Here is a 13,504-nt window from a genome sequence, read left to right on the forward strand (position 1 = left end):
GCCTGGCGTGACGGCGCCTCACCGGAGTGGGTAGAGGGCCGGGACAGACTCGAGCGCGTTCCCCCCAATGAACTTACCCAGCGTGAAGGGAATCACTCCTCGGGGCTAACAGCCGGCGTCGTGGTGGCGGTATCCCCGTTCCCGTCCGCCTGCTCGAAGAGTGCCACGCACTCCACGTGGTGCGTCATCGGGAAGGCGTCGAACGCACGCAGTTCGGCCAACCGGTACCCCTGCTCCCTCAGTAGCCCGACGTCTCGGGCGAAGGCAGCCGGGTCGCAGGCCACGTGCACGACCCTTGCCGGGCGGGCTGCGCCGATCTGGCTGATCACCTCACGACCGGCGCCCTTGCGGGGCGGGTCCAGCACGACCACGTCGGGAGCGCCGCCACCGAGGCCCCGGGCGAGCACCCGCTCCACCCGCCCCGTCACGAAGCTCACCTGGGGGAGGTCCGCGAGCTCCCGCTCGCCGTCGGCGACGGCGCGGGGAGCTGACTCCACGACGACCACCGCTCCCCCGGTGCCGACCTGCTCGGCGAGCACCGAGGCGAACAGACCCGCTCCCCCGTAGAGGTCCCAGGCCGTCCCTCCCCTGGGGGCGCGAGTCCAGGATCCGACGGCCTCGGCCAGCACGTCGGCGGCGGCGGGGTGCACCTGCCAGAAGCCGTGGGGGTGGACGCGCCAGTCGCGACCAGCGGCGCGCTGCACGGCCACTCCGTCCCCGGCGATCCGGCGCGAGGTCGGGCGCGAGCCGCGCCCCGGCCGGAGCTCGCTGACGTGCACCTGCTCGTTGGCGTCGACGGTCACGTCGAGTTCGATACCCGGCCGCCAGCGCCGTCCCAGCAGCCCGTCGACCATGCCCGGCACGGACAACGGGCATCCGGTCGCCGCGACCACCCGGTGACTGCGGTGGGCCCGGAACCCGGCGACCCCGGCGTCGTCCACGGCCAGCCGTACCCGGCTGCGCCACCCGAGCACACCACCGGGCAGTTCCTCCACGACCACGGAACGGTCGACGCCGGCGATGCGGCGCAGCTGCTCCTCCACCACTCCGGCCTTGATCGCGCGCTGCCGCTCCGGGCGGACGTGCTGCCAGTCACAGCCGCCGCACCCGCCCGGACCGGAGAGCGGGCAGCTCGGGGTGACCCGGTCCGGGGAGGCGGAGTGCACGGTGACGGCGTCGGCGCGGCAGTAGCCGCCGCCGTTGTCCTCGGTCACGAGGGCGGTCACCCGCTCCCCGGGCAGGGCGTGCCGGACGAAGACCACTCGGCCCTCGTGCCGGGCAACGCAGAAACCACCGTGTCCGGGAGGGCCGACCTCCAGATCGATCCGATGTCCTGTCCAGTCCGGTCGCTGGCTCGGCGCAGAGGTGCTCACCGCGGGACGGGGTCCTTTCCGACATCAGGGAAACGCTCGTACCCAGCGTAGCCCCAGCCGGGCCGGACGAACGGGCAGCGGAGGTGCCGCGCCGGCGGGGCGCCCGGTCGCCGCGGCCCCCTGGCGGGACGAGAACGGACGGACGGGCCCGCGCACCGCGAAGGGGGCCACGCCCCCACCGCCGGCACCCCGACAACGACACACCAGTCTTTCAGGGGAAATCGGCGACGGGGACCCGACAGCGGAGGATATCCCTGACCCTTTGTTCCGACAATCAGGGGAATGATCTGGAAAAAGCTCCACTTCGCGACACCAGACCCCACCTGAACAGGCATTACCCCGCATATCGCGATCGCTTTTATCATTCGGTGGTGCTCGAGCACGGAGGGTCAACGCCTTGACAGGTGATATCGGGAATGTCGAGCGGAAGGGTCCACTTTCGCAGCAAGATCCGCTGATACGGTCCGACGCGGTGAACACGGAAAACGACTCCCGGCGGCGCGGGCCGCCCACTCTCCCTTTCTGGGGAGTCCCCTCGTAACCGATGGAGAAGGGTTGTCCAGGTGAAGACTCCTGACGAGAAAACCTCCTGTTCGACCGTCCGCCGCCACGCACGCGGCGCGACGGCGGCTGTGCTCGGCGCCGCGGTCGCCGCCGGCGTCCTGCTCGTTCCCACGGCGTCGGCCGACCAGGACGAGGGCAACGCGCGGCTGCTGCCCCGACCGCTGAACTCACTGCTCGACACGACCCAGGAACGCTTCCACGCCCAGGTCGTCGTCAACGGCGAGGTGGTGTGGGAGCAGACGGGCGAAACCTCCGACTGGACGATCTCCTCCACCGAGGACAACGTCGTGGTGGGCGGGCCCGTGCACGACGCCGCGCAGTGCGACAACGAGGTGTCACCGACCAGCCGCCTCTCCCTCCTCCAGGGAGTGTGGACGCTGGCCGACTTCCTCACGGGCCTCACCACGCTGATCTGCCAGGAACTCGACTCCGGCACGGCGGAGGGGACCGACCCCGCGACGGCCGGGGAGACCACGACCCTGCCGGAGGACGCCCCCGGGCGGTGGTGGCAGAACTCGGCCGGCTGGGACCTGCCCTGGTGGGCTCGGACGCCGGACGCGGAGCGACGGCCCGAGGACACCGGCTCGTCCACCACGCCCGAACGGGACGCCGAGGAGGACCAGCGGGGAACGGCGGGTCCGGTCGAGGACGGCACGACGACGCGCGTCGGCTGAGCACCGCCGCGGACGACGAGGGGCCAGCCGTGGCTGGCCCCTCGTCGTCCACCAGGACATGACCAGGGCGGTGGGGAGCGATCCAGGGCCGGCCGCTCGGCGACGGCGATCACGCCGGGTGATCCAGCCGATCCAGCCCGACAGCGGGGCCGGGTCGGCGAACTCCGCCGCCTCGGGGACGACGGCTCAGGGACTCCCAGGTGAGCGGCTGTCCCGTGCGGAGGCGGGGGAGGCCTCCGGTTCGCTCATCGCTCCGCCGGCACCCACCTCGTCCGGAGCCGAGGACGGCCGGACGTCGGCGGTTCCCCCGGCTCCCGCCGGCGACGGGGATTCGGGCGCCGCCCGCGCCGCCTCCTCCTCGACGATCCGGTTCGCGCGGCGCACCGCCCAGATCGTGAGCAACAACGCGACCGCCGTCAGCGGGGTGCCCATGCTCAGGCGCGCCACGCCGAGCCAGCCGGCCTCGTCCGCGTCGTAGAGCCACTGCTGGACCACGAACCGGGAGAAGAAGAACACGGTCCACAGGGCGGTGGCGAGCTGGTAGGCCGCCCGCGCGCGCGGTACCGACCGCCAGGCGAAGCCGGAGCCGTTCAGCCCGGCCCAGATCACCCCGACCAGCGGCCACCGCGCCACCATCGAGACCAGGAAGGCGATGCCGAAGACGAGGCTCGCCCAGATCCCGTACAGGTAGAAGCCCCGCTCGGAACCGGTGCGATAGGCGATGAAAGCGCACAGCAGGACGCCGAGCACACCGGAGACCGCGGGTTGGAGCGCCTCCTTGCGCACCAGGCGCCAGACCGCGATCAGCACCGCGCCGCCGATGGCGGCCCACAGCGCCACCTGCCACTCGGTCAGCGCGCTGACCGAGACGAAGAGCACCACGGGGATCACCGACGCGATCAGCCCGGAGATGCCCCCCATCTGCTCGAGCAGGGTGGGTGCTGGCGGTTCCGCTGGGTCGGCGACGTGTGCCGCGGCGTCCGTCGGCGACACCGCCGGACCGGTCGGTTCCGGCTCGGGTTCCGTGTGCGTAGTTCTGGGTTCGCTCATGCCGTCGTCCGCAACTCGTCCTCGGCGTGTGGGGTCAGGACCCGGCCCGTCGACACCACCGCGTCGAGCGTTCCGCGTGGGCGCCGACCAGCCGGGAACTCGCCGTCCGCCCACGACCACTGTAGCCCCGGCACCCGTTCACCCCGAACGGTCGATCACTGAGCGGAGGCGAACGTTCTCGGAACGGTGAGGACGGGCACCCTCCGTCGTCCGTTCCCTCCCCACACCCGACGACGCCCATCCGTTCGGGGCGGATGACTGGTCGAGGAGGAGCCGTCGCCCTGACGGGAGACCGGGCAACGGCACGGACGACGGGTCAGCGCGCGGTCTGCCTGCGCTGCGTGATCGCCGCCTGGGCGTCACGCACCTTCGCCTGGCCCTCCTGCTGGGCACGAGCCTGTTCGAGGTGGGCCTCGACCTGCTTGGGGAGCTTGATGGGCAGTGGGGTGCGCACCGGCAGCGGGTTGGTACCCCGCACCACGATCGTGTCCCGGACGACGTCGCGCAGCAGGGTGGCCAGCGCCTCGCTGTGCTCACTCGGCCCGGCGGCGACGCCGCGCAGCAGCCAGCGGGGACCGTCGACGCCGAGGAAGCGCAACGTGACCTTCGGGGAGGTGGACACCAGTTCCGTGTCCCACTCCCCCGGTTCCTTCCGCACGCGGGCCCCGTCCTTGCCCAGCTGCTCGGCGAGCTCGGTGCGGATGTCAGCCCACAGGCCGCTCGACCGGGGAGCCGCGAAGGCGCTGACGGTCAGCCTCCCCACCTGGGTCACCAGGTGCACGGCCCGGACCGGCCCCGAGGGGTCCACCTCGACCTGGAGCTGGGACCCGTTGGGCACGGGCAACCGGACCGAACCGAGGTCGAGCCGGCTCAGCTTGTCGTCCGGGGCCTCGTTCTCGTCGAACGGCCCGACGACCTCACCGCCGGATGCGGCCTCCTCCTCGGTAACACGGTCCCGCTCGGAACGCTGACGTCGGCCCCATCCGAACATCCGTCACACCTCCGTCTCTGCCGCCAGCGACCCCACCGGGCCCGCCGCACCTGCTGTGTCGCCCGCCACCGTGGTCGGGCCGGAGCCCACCACCGCTGCCCCCGTGTGATCCAGAGTGGCATGACCTCCGGTGGAACCGTAGCCACCGGAACCACGCTCGGACGGCGGCAACTCGGCCACCTCGTGGAATTCCGCCTTTTCGACCCGTTGGACCACCAGCTGGGCGATGCGGTCCATCCGTTCCAGTCGGACGGGCTCCCTCGGATCGTGGTTGATCAGACAGACCCGGATCTCCCCGCGATACCCGCAGTCGATCGTGCCCGGCGTGTTCACGACGCTCAGGCCCACCCTGGCCGCCAGCCCGGACCTCGGGTGGACGAAACCCGCGTACCCGGGGGGGAGGGCCACGGCGATCCCCGTTCCCACCACCACACGTTCTCCCGGAGCGAGTTCCACGTTGCTGGTCGTGACCAGATCCACTCCAGCGTCGCCCTCACGCGCGTAACTGGGAAGTGGAACCGCCGGATCCAGCCGGGTCAACAACACCTCGACGCCTACCACGAGCGGCGAGACTACTCTGACCCACGTGACTGACAGTACGGGCACGGCACCCACGCCGAACGTCACCACCGGCTCCGCCGGTCCCCAGGGCGACGTGTCGGGGCTCCCCCGCACGCGGCAACGCCTCTACGTGCCGTGGTGGGGGTGGCCGCCAGCGCTCGGCGCGGCGGTTCTGCTGGGTGTCCAGATCCACATGGGCTACCCGGGCCCCCGGGCCTGGATCCCCTACGTCGTTCTCGCCACGGTGATGGTCGCCGTGCTGGTGTGGCTCGGCCGGGCACGGGTCGAGGTCGGCGGTGGCGACCTGGTCGTGGGGCCCGCCCGGATTCCCACCCGGTTCGTGGGAGAGGTCGAGGTCGTCGACAAGGCCGAGAAGGGCCGGGCGCTCGGACGGGAACTCGACCCGGCGGCCTACGTCGTCCACCGCGCCTGGGTCGGGCCGATGGTGTGGGTGGAGATCACCGACCCCCAGGACCCCACGCCCTACTGGTTGTTCAGCGCCCGCCGCCCGGAGGAGGTCAGGGACGCATTGCTCGCCGAGAAGGAGGCGTCAGCCGACGCCTGACCCGGCTGGGCGGGTCGGTCACCCGACGTCGCGGGCACCCACTCCGAGCACGGACGCGGGGGCACGGAGCCGTCCCGAGGGTTCCGCGTCGTCGTGGCCGGAGCCGGGCACCCGTCCGGCTCCCCGGCCCACTGTCCTCGGAGCTCTCAGGCAGCGCAGTCGCGGCAGACGTAGCGCCCACCGCGCTCCTCGGCCAGCCGGCTGCGGTGGTGCACCAAGAAGCACTGCGAGCAGGTGAACTCGTCGGCCTGCTTCGGGAGCACCTTGACCGTCAGCTCCTCGCCGGACAGGTCGGCCCCGGGCAGCTCGAAGTTCTCTGCGTTCTCACCCTCGTCGACGTCGACGACCGCAGCCTGGGCCTCGTTCCGCCGTGCCTTCAGCTCCTCTAGCGAATCCTCAGCGAGGTCGTCCGCCTCGCTTCTGCGCGGAGCGTCGTAGTCGGTCGCCATCGTGTTCACCCCTGCGATCAACGGAGACTGTGTTTCGTGCCGCTGGACAACGTCCGAGCACCCGTGTTTGTGCCCATCCCCGACGTGACGGAGGTCTCGTCCGCACCTCGGGCCGCGGATCCGGCCACCAGCGGGAGCCAGTAACCGTGTCCGGGGCGGGGCGAGGGTAGCTCACGAACGCGGACCATGAGCGTCGGGTCACCCGGTCGACGTAACGGAGAGGACACGGCCGCTCGCACACGCTGTTCCCTCACCTCCACCTCAACCCACGAGTTGTGACAAACATCACAGTTAGCAACCCGGAGTGATCATTCCGACGTCTGGAGAGGTGCGGGGTACGCCGGCTGGCAGGGTGCCTCCCGGCCACCCGGAGTCCTGTTCGTCGACGCCGAGGCGAGCCAGGGCGGTCGTCCCGGCCGCCGAGGACGCCCGATCACCTCTGGCGACCCCGCCCCGGGAGCCCGGAGTGGCCGGTCGACGATCACGAAGGCGCCACCATGCCTGCCACTGCCCAGCACGAAGCTGGGTGACCGCATAGGCTAAAACAACCTGCCCGGCTGTCAACCGGGTCATCCAAAGCTTGAGTCGGGGGAGGCTTGCAGGACGTGGGTGCCCGGAAAGGAACACCACAGAACACCGTGCCGAGGTACCGGCGCCGCAAGCCCCTACCGGCGTTAATCCTGATCGCCGTGCTGGGGGGCGTGGCCGGCTGGGTGTGGACCGGCGTCTTCGACAACATCGAGACCATCGAGGAAGCCACGAGGTGCTCGCCGCCCTCGGTGCGCACCACCGCCCCGGACGAGGAACCGCCACCGGAGCCCGGTGAGGCGATGCCGAGGGACGCGCTGGACCGCACCGACCCGGCCCCGCCCTCCCAGGTGATGGTGACGGTGCTGAACGCCAACGGCGTCCGAGGCCAGGCGACGATGATCGCCGAGGAACTGTCGGCGCTGGAGTTCGAACAGGCCTACCGGCCGAACAACGACCCCGTGTACGCCGACCAGGACATGGACTGCCACGGCCAGATCCGGTTCGGACCGAACAGCGCGGCGATGGCCAGGACCCTGAGCCTGGCGGTTCCCTGCGCTGAGCTGGTCAGCGACCAGCGGCAGGAGGCGACGATCGCGCTCGCGCTCGGCTCCAAGTTCGACGAGGTCAAACCGAACGCGGCCGCCAAGGAGATCCTGGAGCAACTGGCGGCCTGGGGAACCGACCAGCCGAGCCAGCAGGGCGGCCAGCAGTCCGACGGTGGCGACACCGCCGGCCCCGCCCTCGACGAGGAGATGCTGGCGGCCGCCCGGGACGTGAGCTGCTGACCCCTCCGGGGTCGCCGCCCGCGCCGCCCCGGGGGCCGCGCCGACCACTCCCTCAGACGGATCCGAAGCCCGCCCCCGGCAACGCGGACCAGAGCGCGTCCGCGATGCCGGGGGCGGCGACGAACGTGAGGTCACTCCCGTGGCTCCCGGGAGAGCCGCCCAGGTCGGCCGCCACGCCGGGCTCCGACCCCGGCAGTCGGACGACGGCGCCAGCCTCGGCCGCGATCAGGGCACCGGCTGCCCAGTCCCACCGGTGCAGCCCGTGCTCCGCGTAGGCGTCCACCCACCCGGCGGCGACCGCGCAGAGGTCCAGTGACGCCGCTCCGGCCCGGCGCACGTCCCGGACCACCCCCAGCAGCGAGCTGACCGCGGACGCCTGCCGGCTCCGGCGGGCTGGGTCGTAGGCGAACCCGGTCGCAACCAGGGTCGTGTCCAGCTCCCTCCGGTCCGACACCGAGAGGGGCATGTCGTCCAGCGTCGCCCCCAGGCCCTGCCCCGCGCTCCACACCCGCCCGCTCGCCGGTTCGACCACCGCGCCCGCCACGGACGTGCCGCCGTACTGGACGGCCACGGAGACGCCGTACCAGGGGTAGCCGTACAGGTAGTTCACCGTCCCGTCGATCGGGTCGACGACCCAACGGGGGGCGTCCGGCCCGGCCTCCTCCTCCCCGCCGCCCTCCTCGCCGAGGACCGCGTCCCCTGGCCGGAGCTCGGCGAGGCGCTGGCGGATCAGCCTCTCCGCCGCGTGGTCGGCCTCGGTGACGACGTCCGTCCTCGTGCTCTTGGTGTCGACACCGCCCTGGTAGTCCCCCAACGAGCCCCGGCGTTCCCGGACCAGCTCGGCCGCCTCACGGGCGAGCGCCACCGCCGTCGAACGGAGTTCGGCCACCTCCTCACCGGCGAGCGCGGGTCGGGAGGACAGGGGGGACGTCGACTTGTCTGCTGCCACCCGTCCATCGGATCACAGGGTGGGAGTCCCGACCATCGCGCGGGTAACACAGCTCACGCTTTCCCACCGGGATGACCTATGGTTCTGCACACCATTAGCTGAATCGAGTAGGAAGGACCACGGGATGGGCGCTACCCGGGGCTTCGGCATCGACATTGGCGGTTCCGGCATCAAGGGGAGCCTGGTCGATCTGGGGGCCGGAGAGCTCGCCGCCGACCGGGTGCGTATTCCCACCCCCCAACCCTCCAGGCCCGACGCGGTCGCCGACGTCGTGGCCGAGATCACCAAGTCCTTCGGGTGGGACGGAGCGGTGGGCGTCACCCTGCCCTGCGTGATGAGCCAGGGCGTCGCGCACACCGCGGCCAACGTCGACGACGCGTGGATCGGCACCGACGCTCAGAACCTGTTCGCGGAAAGGTTGGGACGCCGCCGCGAGGATGTCGTGGTGCTCAACGACGCGGATGCCGCCGGCACCGCCGAGATGACCTACGGGGCCGGCGCCGGCCGTGGCGGGCTGGTGGTCGTCCTCACCTTCGGCACCGGGATCGGCAGCGCGATGTTCCTCGACGGCAAGCTGATCCCCAACTCCGAGCTGGGTCACCTGGAGGTGGACGGTCACGACGCGGAGAGCCGGGCGGCGGCGTCGGTGAAGGACGACGAGAAGCTGTCGTGGGAGGAGTGGGTGGTCCGGGTCAACCGGTACGTCCACGCGCTCGAACGAGCGTTCTGGCCGGACCTCATCATCGCGGGCGGCGGTGTCAGCAAGAAGGCCGACAAATGGCTCCCACTCCTGGACATCAGGACGGAGATCGTGGCGGCGAAGCTGCGCAACGACGCCGGGATCGTCGGTGCCGCCGCGGCCGCGCGGGCCGTCGGGAGCACATGAGGAACGGGGCGCACCGGCCGCTGACCAGGGTGAACCCCGGGCGGCGGCCGGGTACCCGCCGGGGATGGGCGGCACGTCGCACTCGGGCGGGGAACGCCGGTACCGGTGAGATCGTTCCCCCGAGAGGGCCTCGCGGGGGGTTCGCACCCACGGGCTGTCGTTACAATGGAACGCGCCCCCTCCGATCAATCGACCAAATCGGCTGGCGGGTAATTCCCCGAACACGTGGCGGCCGAGGTGTGCGACCTGCGGCTTGCCGTGATCGATCGTCGCGAAAGGGCGTACGTGGCAGCCGCAAACACAGCAACCCGACGCTCCAGCTCCGTCGCCGCGGGCGGCGCCAAGTCGACGACGGCCACCCCGGCTCAGGCGGCCGCCAAACTTGACGCAGAGACACCCGCGAAGAAACCGGCCTCGCCGCGGAAGACCTCCGCCAAGAAGCCGGCGGCCAAGGGCCGGGGCAGGAAGAGCGAGAAGGGCACGGCGGGCAAGTCTCAGACCAAGGCCAAGAAGGGCCTCGAGTTGGACGAGGCGGTGGAGCTGGAGGCCGCCGCCCCCGGTTCCGACGACCTCGCCGACGTCGCGGTCGACCTGACCGAGGAGACGCTGGCCGAGACGGACACGCAGGAGGAGGAAGCCGCCAAGGCTAGTGGCGACTTCGTCTGGGACGAGGAGGAGTCGGAGGCGCTCCGCCAGGCGCGCAAGGACGCGGAGCTGACCGCGTCGGCCGACTCCGTCCGGGCCTACCTGAAGCAGATCGGCAAGGTGGCCCTGCTCAACGCCGAGGAGGAGGTGGAGCTCGCCAAGCGGATCGAGGCGGGTCTCTACGCCGCCGAACGCGTCCGCAAGGCCGAGGACGAGGGCGAGAAGCTCTCCCCCCAGCTCGGCCGGGACCTGCGGTGGATCGTTCGGGACGGCGAGCGGGCCAAGAGCCACCTGCTGGAGGCGAACCTCCGACTCGTGGTCAGCCTGGCCAAGCGCTACACGGGCCGCGGCATGGCGTTCCTGGACCTCATCCAGGAGGGCAACCTCGGCCTGATCCGCGCCGTCGAGAAGTTCGACTACACCAAGGGCTACAAGTTCTCCACCTACGCGACCTGGTGGATCCGCCAGGCCATCACCCGTGCGATGGCCGACCAGGCGAGGACCATCCGGATTCCGGTCCACATGGTGGAGGTCATCAACAAGCTCGGTCGCATCCAGCGTGAGCTGCTCCAGGACCTGGGCCGCGAGCCCACTCCCGAGGAGCTCGCGAAGGAGATGGACATCACCCCGGAGAAGGTGCTGGAGATCCAGCAGTACGCCCGGGAGCCCATCTCGCTCGACCAGACGATCGGTGACGAGGGCGACTCCCAGCTCGGTGACTTCATCGAGGACTCGGAGGCCGTGGTGGCGGTGGACGCCGTGTCGTTCACCCTTCTCCAGGACCAGCTCCAGTCGGTGCTGGCCACCCTGTCCGAGCGGGAGGCCGGCGTCGTGCGGCTCCGCTTCGGGCTCACCGACGGCCAGCCGCGCACCCTGGACGAGATCGGCCAGGTGTACGGCGTGACCAGGGAACGGATTCGGCAGATCGAGTCCAAGACGATGTCGAAGCTCCGCCACCCCTCTCGCTCCCAGGTCCTGCGGGACTACCTGGACTGAGCCGAGCCGGCCCCGGCGGTACGACGACGCGAACGGGCGTCTCCCCTGTGGAGGCGCCCGTTCGCGCGTCCCCGCGCCTCCCCGGTGAACCAGGCCCATGCCGTCCGGGGTCGGGAACAGTGGCGGGTGCGCGGTGGCACTCGTCCTCCCACCTGGTTGCCCTGCCCTGTTCGCGCCCTCCCGACCAGCCCTCCCACCGGCTACCATCCCTCCTCGGCGGCCGCCTGGGCCGACGTGGGGAGGATGGCGGGACATGAGGCGAAATGTGACGGTCATCACTGGTGGTTCCCGAGGCATCGGGGCCGCGACGGCCCGCCTGCTCGGCGCCGAGGGTCATCACCTCGTCGTGGGGTACCGGCGGGATCGGGACGCCGCCGACCGGGTCGTGGCCGACGTCGTGGCCGCCGGAGGACGGGCGGTCGCCTGCGCGGTCGACATCGCGGACGAGGACGCCGTCGACCGCCTCTTCGAGGTGGCCTCGGAGCGGTTGGGCCCGGTGACGGGCCTGGTGAACAACGCCGCGATCACCAGCAGGCTGGGTCCGCTCGCCGACTCCGACACCTCGGACCTCCGGTCGGTCGTCGAGGTCGGGGTGATCGGCTACCTGTTGTGCGCCCGCCGGGCCGTCCGCGCGATGTCCACCTCACGGGGCGGCGGGGGCGGGGTGATCGTGAACGTGTCCTCGGCGGCGGCCACGCTGGGGAGCCCGGGCGAGTACGTGCACTACGCGGCGAGCAAGGCCGCGGTGGACGCGATGACGGTGGGGCTGGCCAAGGAGGTCGCCGCCGAGGGCATCCGCGTGAACGCGGTGGCGCCCGGGACCGTGCACACCGAGATCCACGCGTCGTCGGGGGACCCGGACCGCGCGACCAGGGTGGCGACACGCATCCCGCTGGGCCGCGCCGGGCAGCCCGAGGAGATCGCGCACGCGATCAGCTGGTTCCTCTCACCCGGAGCCACCTACGCCAGCGGGGCGGTCCTGCGGGTCGCTGGGGGCAACTGACGGGCCCGGGCGGCCAGCCTCCCTCGGCGCCGCTGGCGGGCCCGCTGGAGACTCGCTCGGGTCTCGCGCGGCCGCCAGGGGCGACACCGCTTCCACACCTCGGGTGGCGCCCGGTCAGCCGGGTTCGGGTGGCGGGCCGGCCGGCTTGTCGTCCCGGGTGCGCAGCGCCACCGCTCCCACCACGCAGAGGATCCCGACGGCCTCCAGCGGTGCGGGCACCTGGGCGAGCACGACGAGGCCGGTCACCGTCGCGGTGACCGGCAGGAGCGCCAGCAGCAGCGCGAACCGCGCCTGACCGACCCTGCGCAGGACGATCTGGTCCAGCAGGTACGGCACCAGCGTCGAGAGCACCCCCACCCCGACGGCCAGCACCAGCAGCCTCGGTGAGCCCCACACCGGCCCGGTGCCCACCGCGAGCGGGCTGAGCAGCACCGCCGCGACGGTGAAGCCCACCGCCATGTCGTCGAAGCCGTTGCCCCCGGTGGCGACCCGCTTGCCCAGCACGATGTACGCCGCCCAGAACGCCGCCGCCAGCAGGGCGAAGAGCACGCCGAGGGGACTACCGCTCAGGCGGACGTCCGCGATGAGCAGCACACCGAGCACCGCCAGGCCCAGCGCGCCCACGTCGCGCCGGGTCCTCGTCCCCAGCGCCGCGACCACCACCGGCCCCATGAACTCCACGGCCACCGCCGTGCCCATCGGGAGCCGGGCGATCGCCTCGTAGAAGGCGATGTTCATCAACGCGGTCGCCGTCCCGAACAGCCCGGCCAGCAGCAGACGGCGGCCCCGCCACGCCTCCCGTCCCGGACGCCGCCAGGCCAGCAGCACCAGCGCCGCTCCCACCACCCGTAACCAGGCCACCGCCCAGGGGGAGATCTCCTCGAACAGCCAGACGGCGATCGCGGCCCCCACGTACATGGAGAGCCCTCCCGCGACGAACAGCGCGGGCGCCGGCGGCGGGGTGAGCGGACGTGATCGGCTCAGGAACGACACCGCCCCATGGTGCCTGTGCGGGTGTCGCGCCGGTGGGGTACCCAGGGGATGAGGACGGGCGGGGACGGCACCGTCGCCGTCGGTACTCCGATGGGACGTCCGGGTCGGGACGACTGCTGCAACCGGGTGGTTGGGCGTGACGAGGCTCGCGACTCGGACCGGGAACACTGACGGATGCTCGAACGTCTGAAAGAGTGGTACCGCGGAACACCGCGGCCCGGTCCTCGACCGGACGATGGTGGACCGTGGTAGGCCCCAACGGTGTCGGATACCCCGGCCCCGGGACGGAGGGAGATGGAAGATGACCGGAACGCTCACCCGCCCCGAGCTCCGCGCTTCAGACCGCTGCGACCGCTGCGGGGCCGCCGCGAAGGTTCGTGCCGTACTCCCTTCCGGTGGAGAACTCCTCTTCTGCGCTCACCACGCCCGTGAGCACGAGGCGAGACTCCGTGAGCTGGCTGCCGACCTCCAGAGCTGATCATCTGGGCG

The 13,504-nt window shown here is 71.7% G+C and carries 14 protein-coding genes; 7 read left to right on the plus strand and 7 right to left on the minus strand.

Annotated features, from left to right (window positions below; translation table 11 throughout):
• Positions 1-92 precede the first annotated feature (92 nt).
• On the minus strand, positions 93-1,373 hold the full coding sequence (locus G443_RS10055; protein WP_051313810.1) for a class I SAM-dependent RNA methyltransferase: 1,281 nt from the start codon (positions 1,371-1,373) through the stop codon (positions 93-95).
• Between the two features lie 563 nt (positions 1,374-1,936).
• On the opposite strand from G443_RS10055, the gene G443_RS10060 reads away from it, so the two are divergent.
• The gene (locus G443_RS10060) at positions 1,937-2,611 is read left to right on the plus strand and encodes a hypothetical protein (protein ID WP_155886087.1); all 675 of its coding nucleotides are present in this window, start codon (positions 1,937-1,939) and stop codon (positions 2,609-2,611) included.
• A 186-nt stretch (positions 2,612-2,797) separates the two neighbouring features.
• Here G443_RS10060 and G443_RS10065 read toward each other — a convergent pair whose 3' ends face one another.
• The 3 genes from G443_RS10065 to dut all read right to left on the minus strand — a co-directional run bounded on the left by G443_RS10065 (position 2,798) and on the right by dut (position 5,213).
• Complete coding sequence (locus G443_RS10065; protein WP_026418344.1) at positions 2,798-3,661, minus strand: DUF3159 domain-containing protein; 864 nt, start codon at positions 3,659-3,661, stop codon at positions 2,798-2,800.
• A 316-nt stretch (positions 3,662-3,977) separates the two neighbouring features.
• Complete coding sequence (locus G443_RS10070; protein ID WP_026418343.1) at positions 3,978-4,652, minus strand: DUF3710 domain-containing protein; 675 nt, start codon at positions 4,650-4,652, stop codon at positions 3,978-3,980.
• Between the two features lie 3 nt (positions 4,653-4,655).
• The gene (dut, locus tag G443_RS10075; RefSeq protein ID WP_162147293.1) at positions 4,656-5,213 is read right to left on the minus strand and encodes a dUTP diphosphatase; all 558 of its coding nucleotides are present in this window, start codon (positions 5,211-5,213) and stop codon (positions 4,656-4,658) included.
• Positions 5,214-5,238: 25 nt separating this feature from the next.
• Between dut and G443_RS10080 the strand changes: the two genes are divergently transcribed.
• Positions 5,239-5,778 carry a DUF3093 domain-containing protein gene (locus tag G443_RS10080; RefSeq protein ID WP_155886086.1) on the plus strand — a complete coding sequence of 180 codons (540 nt, stop codon included), beginning with the start codon at positions 5,239-5,241 and terminating at the stop codon, positions 5,776-5,778.
• A 146-nt stretch (positions 5,779-5,924) separates the two neighbouring features.
• Here the strand turns inward: G443_RS10080 and G443_RS10085 are convergent, their stop codons facing one another.
• On the minus strand, positions 5,925-6,227 hold the full coding sequence (locus G443_RS10085) for a DUF4193 domain-containing protein (protein ID WP_026065628.1): 303 nt from the start codon (positions 6,225-6,227) through the stop codon (positions 5,925-5,927).
• A 638-nt stretch (positions 6,228-6,865) separates the two neighbouring features.
• Here G443_RS10085 and cei point away from each other — a divergent pair.
• Entirely contained in the window at positions 6,866-7,543 is a 678-nt protein-coding gene (cei, locus tag G443_RS10090) for an envelope integrity protein Cei (protein WP_026418341.1), read from the plus strand.
• A gap of 52 nt (positions 7,544-7,595) precedes the next feature.
• Here cei and G443_RS10095 read toward each other — a convergent pair whose 3' ends face one another.
• Entirely contained in the window at positions 7,596-8,492 is an 897-nt protein-coding gene (locus G443_RS10095; RefSeq protein WP_372492968.1) for an inositol monophosphatase family protein, read from the minus strand.
• Positions 8,493-8,616: 124 nt separating this feature from the next.
• Between G443_RS10095 and ppgK the strand changes: the two genes are divergently transcribed.
• The 3 genes from ppgK (at position 8,617) to G443_RS10110 (ending at position 12,022) form a co-directional block, all read left to right on the plus strand.
• On the plus strand, positions 8,617-9,378 hold the full coding sequence (gene ppgK, locus G443_RS10100) for a polyphosphate--glucose phosphotransferase (RefSeq protein WP_026418339.1): 762 nt from the start codon (positions 8,617-8,619) through the stop codon (positions 9,376-9,378).
• Positions 9,379-9,663: 285 nt separating this feature from the next.
• Positions 9,664-11,019: an RNA polymerase sigma factor gene (locus tag G443_RS10105; protein WP_026065630.1), complete on the plus strand. Its 1,356-nt coding sequence runs from the start codon at positions 9,664-9,666 to the stop codon at positions 11,017-11,019.
• A gap of 253 nt (positions 11,020-11,272) precedes the next feature.
• On the plus strand, positions 11,273-12,022 hold the full coding sequence (locus G443_RS10110) for an SDR family oxidoreductase (RefSeq protein WP_026418338.1): 750 nt from the start codon (positions 11,273-11,275) through the stop codon (positions 12,020-12,022).
• Between the two features lie 114 nt (positions 12,023-12,136).
• Here the strand turns inward: G443_RS10110 and G443_RS10115 are convergent, their stop codons facing one another.
• Positions 12,137-12,940 (minus strand): EamA family transporter, encoded by an 804-nt coding sequence (locus G443_RS10115; protein ID WP_035272908.1) that lies wholly within the window; start codon positions 12,938-12,940, stop codon positions 12,137-12,139.
• A 376-nt stretch (positions 12,941-13,316) separates the two neighbouring features.
• Here G443_RS10115 and G443_RS25995 point away from each other — a divergent pair, with 376 nt between their 5' ends.
• The gene (locus G443_RS25995) at positions 13,317-13,493 is read left to right on the plus strand and encodes a DUF7455 domain-containing protein (RefSeq protein ID WP_085944855.1); all 177 of its coding nucleotides are present in this window, start codon (positions 13,317-13,319) and stop codon (positions 13,491-13,493) included.
• The last annotated feature ends 11 nt before the right edge of the window (positions 13,494-13,504 follow it).

Source organism: Actinoalloteichus caeruleus DSM 43889, assembly GCF_000429185.2.
Taxonomy (GTDB): Bacteria; Actinomycetota; Actinomycetes; order Mycobacteriales; family Pseudonocardiaceae; genus Actinoalloteichus_B; species Actinoalloteichus_B caeruleus.

Bases quoted from the DNA above. Each gene is read 5' to 3' on its own strand.
- G443_RS10065 (WP_026418344.1), bottom strand. From the start codon at position 3,661: ATGAGCGAACCCAGAACTACGCACACGGAACCCGAGCCGGAACCGACC.
- G443_RS10070 (WP_026418343.1), bottom strand. From the start codon at position 4,652: ATGTTCGGATGGGGCCGACGTCAGCGTTCCGAGCGGGACCGTGTTACC.
- G443_RS10085 (WP_026065628.1), bottom strand. From the start codon at position 6,227: ATGGCGACCGACTACGACGCTCCGCGCAGAAGCGAGGCGGACGACCTC.
- ppgK (WP_026418339.1), top strand. From the start codon at position 8,617: ATGGGCGCTACCCGGGGCTTCGGCATCGACATTGGCGGTTCCGGCATC.
- G443_RS10110 (WP_026418338.1), top strand. From the start codon at position 11,273: ATGAGGCGAAATGTGACGGTCATCACTGGTGGTTCCCGAGGCATCGGG.
- G443_RS10115 (WP_035272908.1), bottom strand. From the start codon at position 12,940: ATGTACGTGGGGGCCGCGATCGCCGTCTGGCTGTTCGAGGAGATCTCC.
- G443_RS25995 (WP_085944855.1), top strand. From the start codon at position 13,317: ATGACCGGAACGCTCACCCGCCCCGAGCTCCGCGCTTCAGACCGCTGC.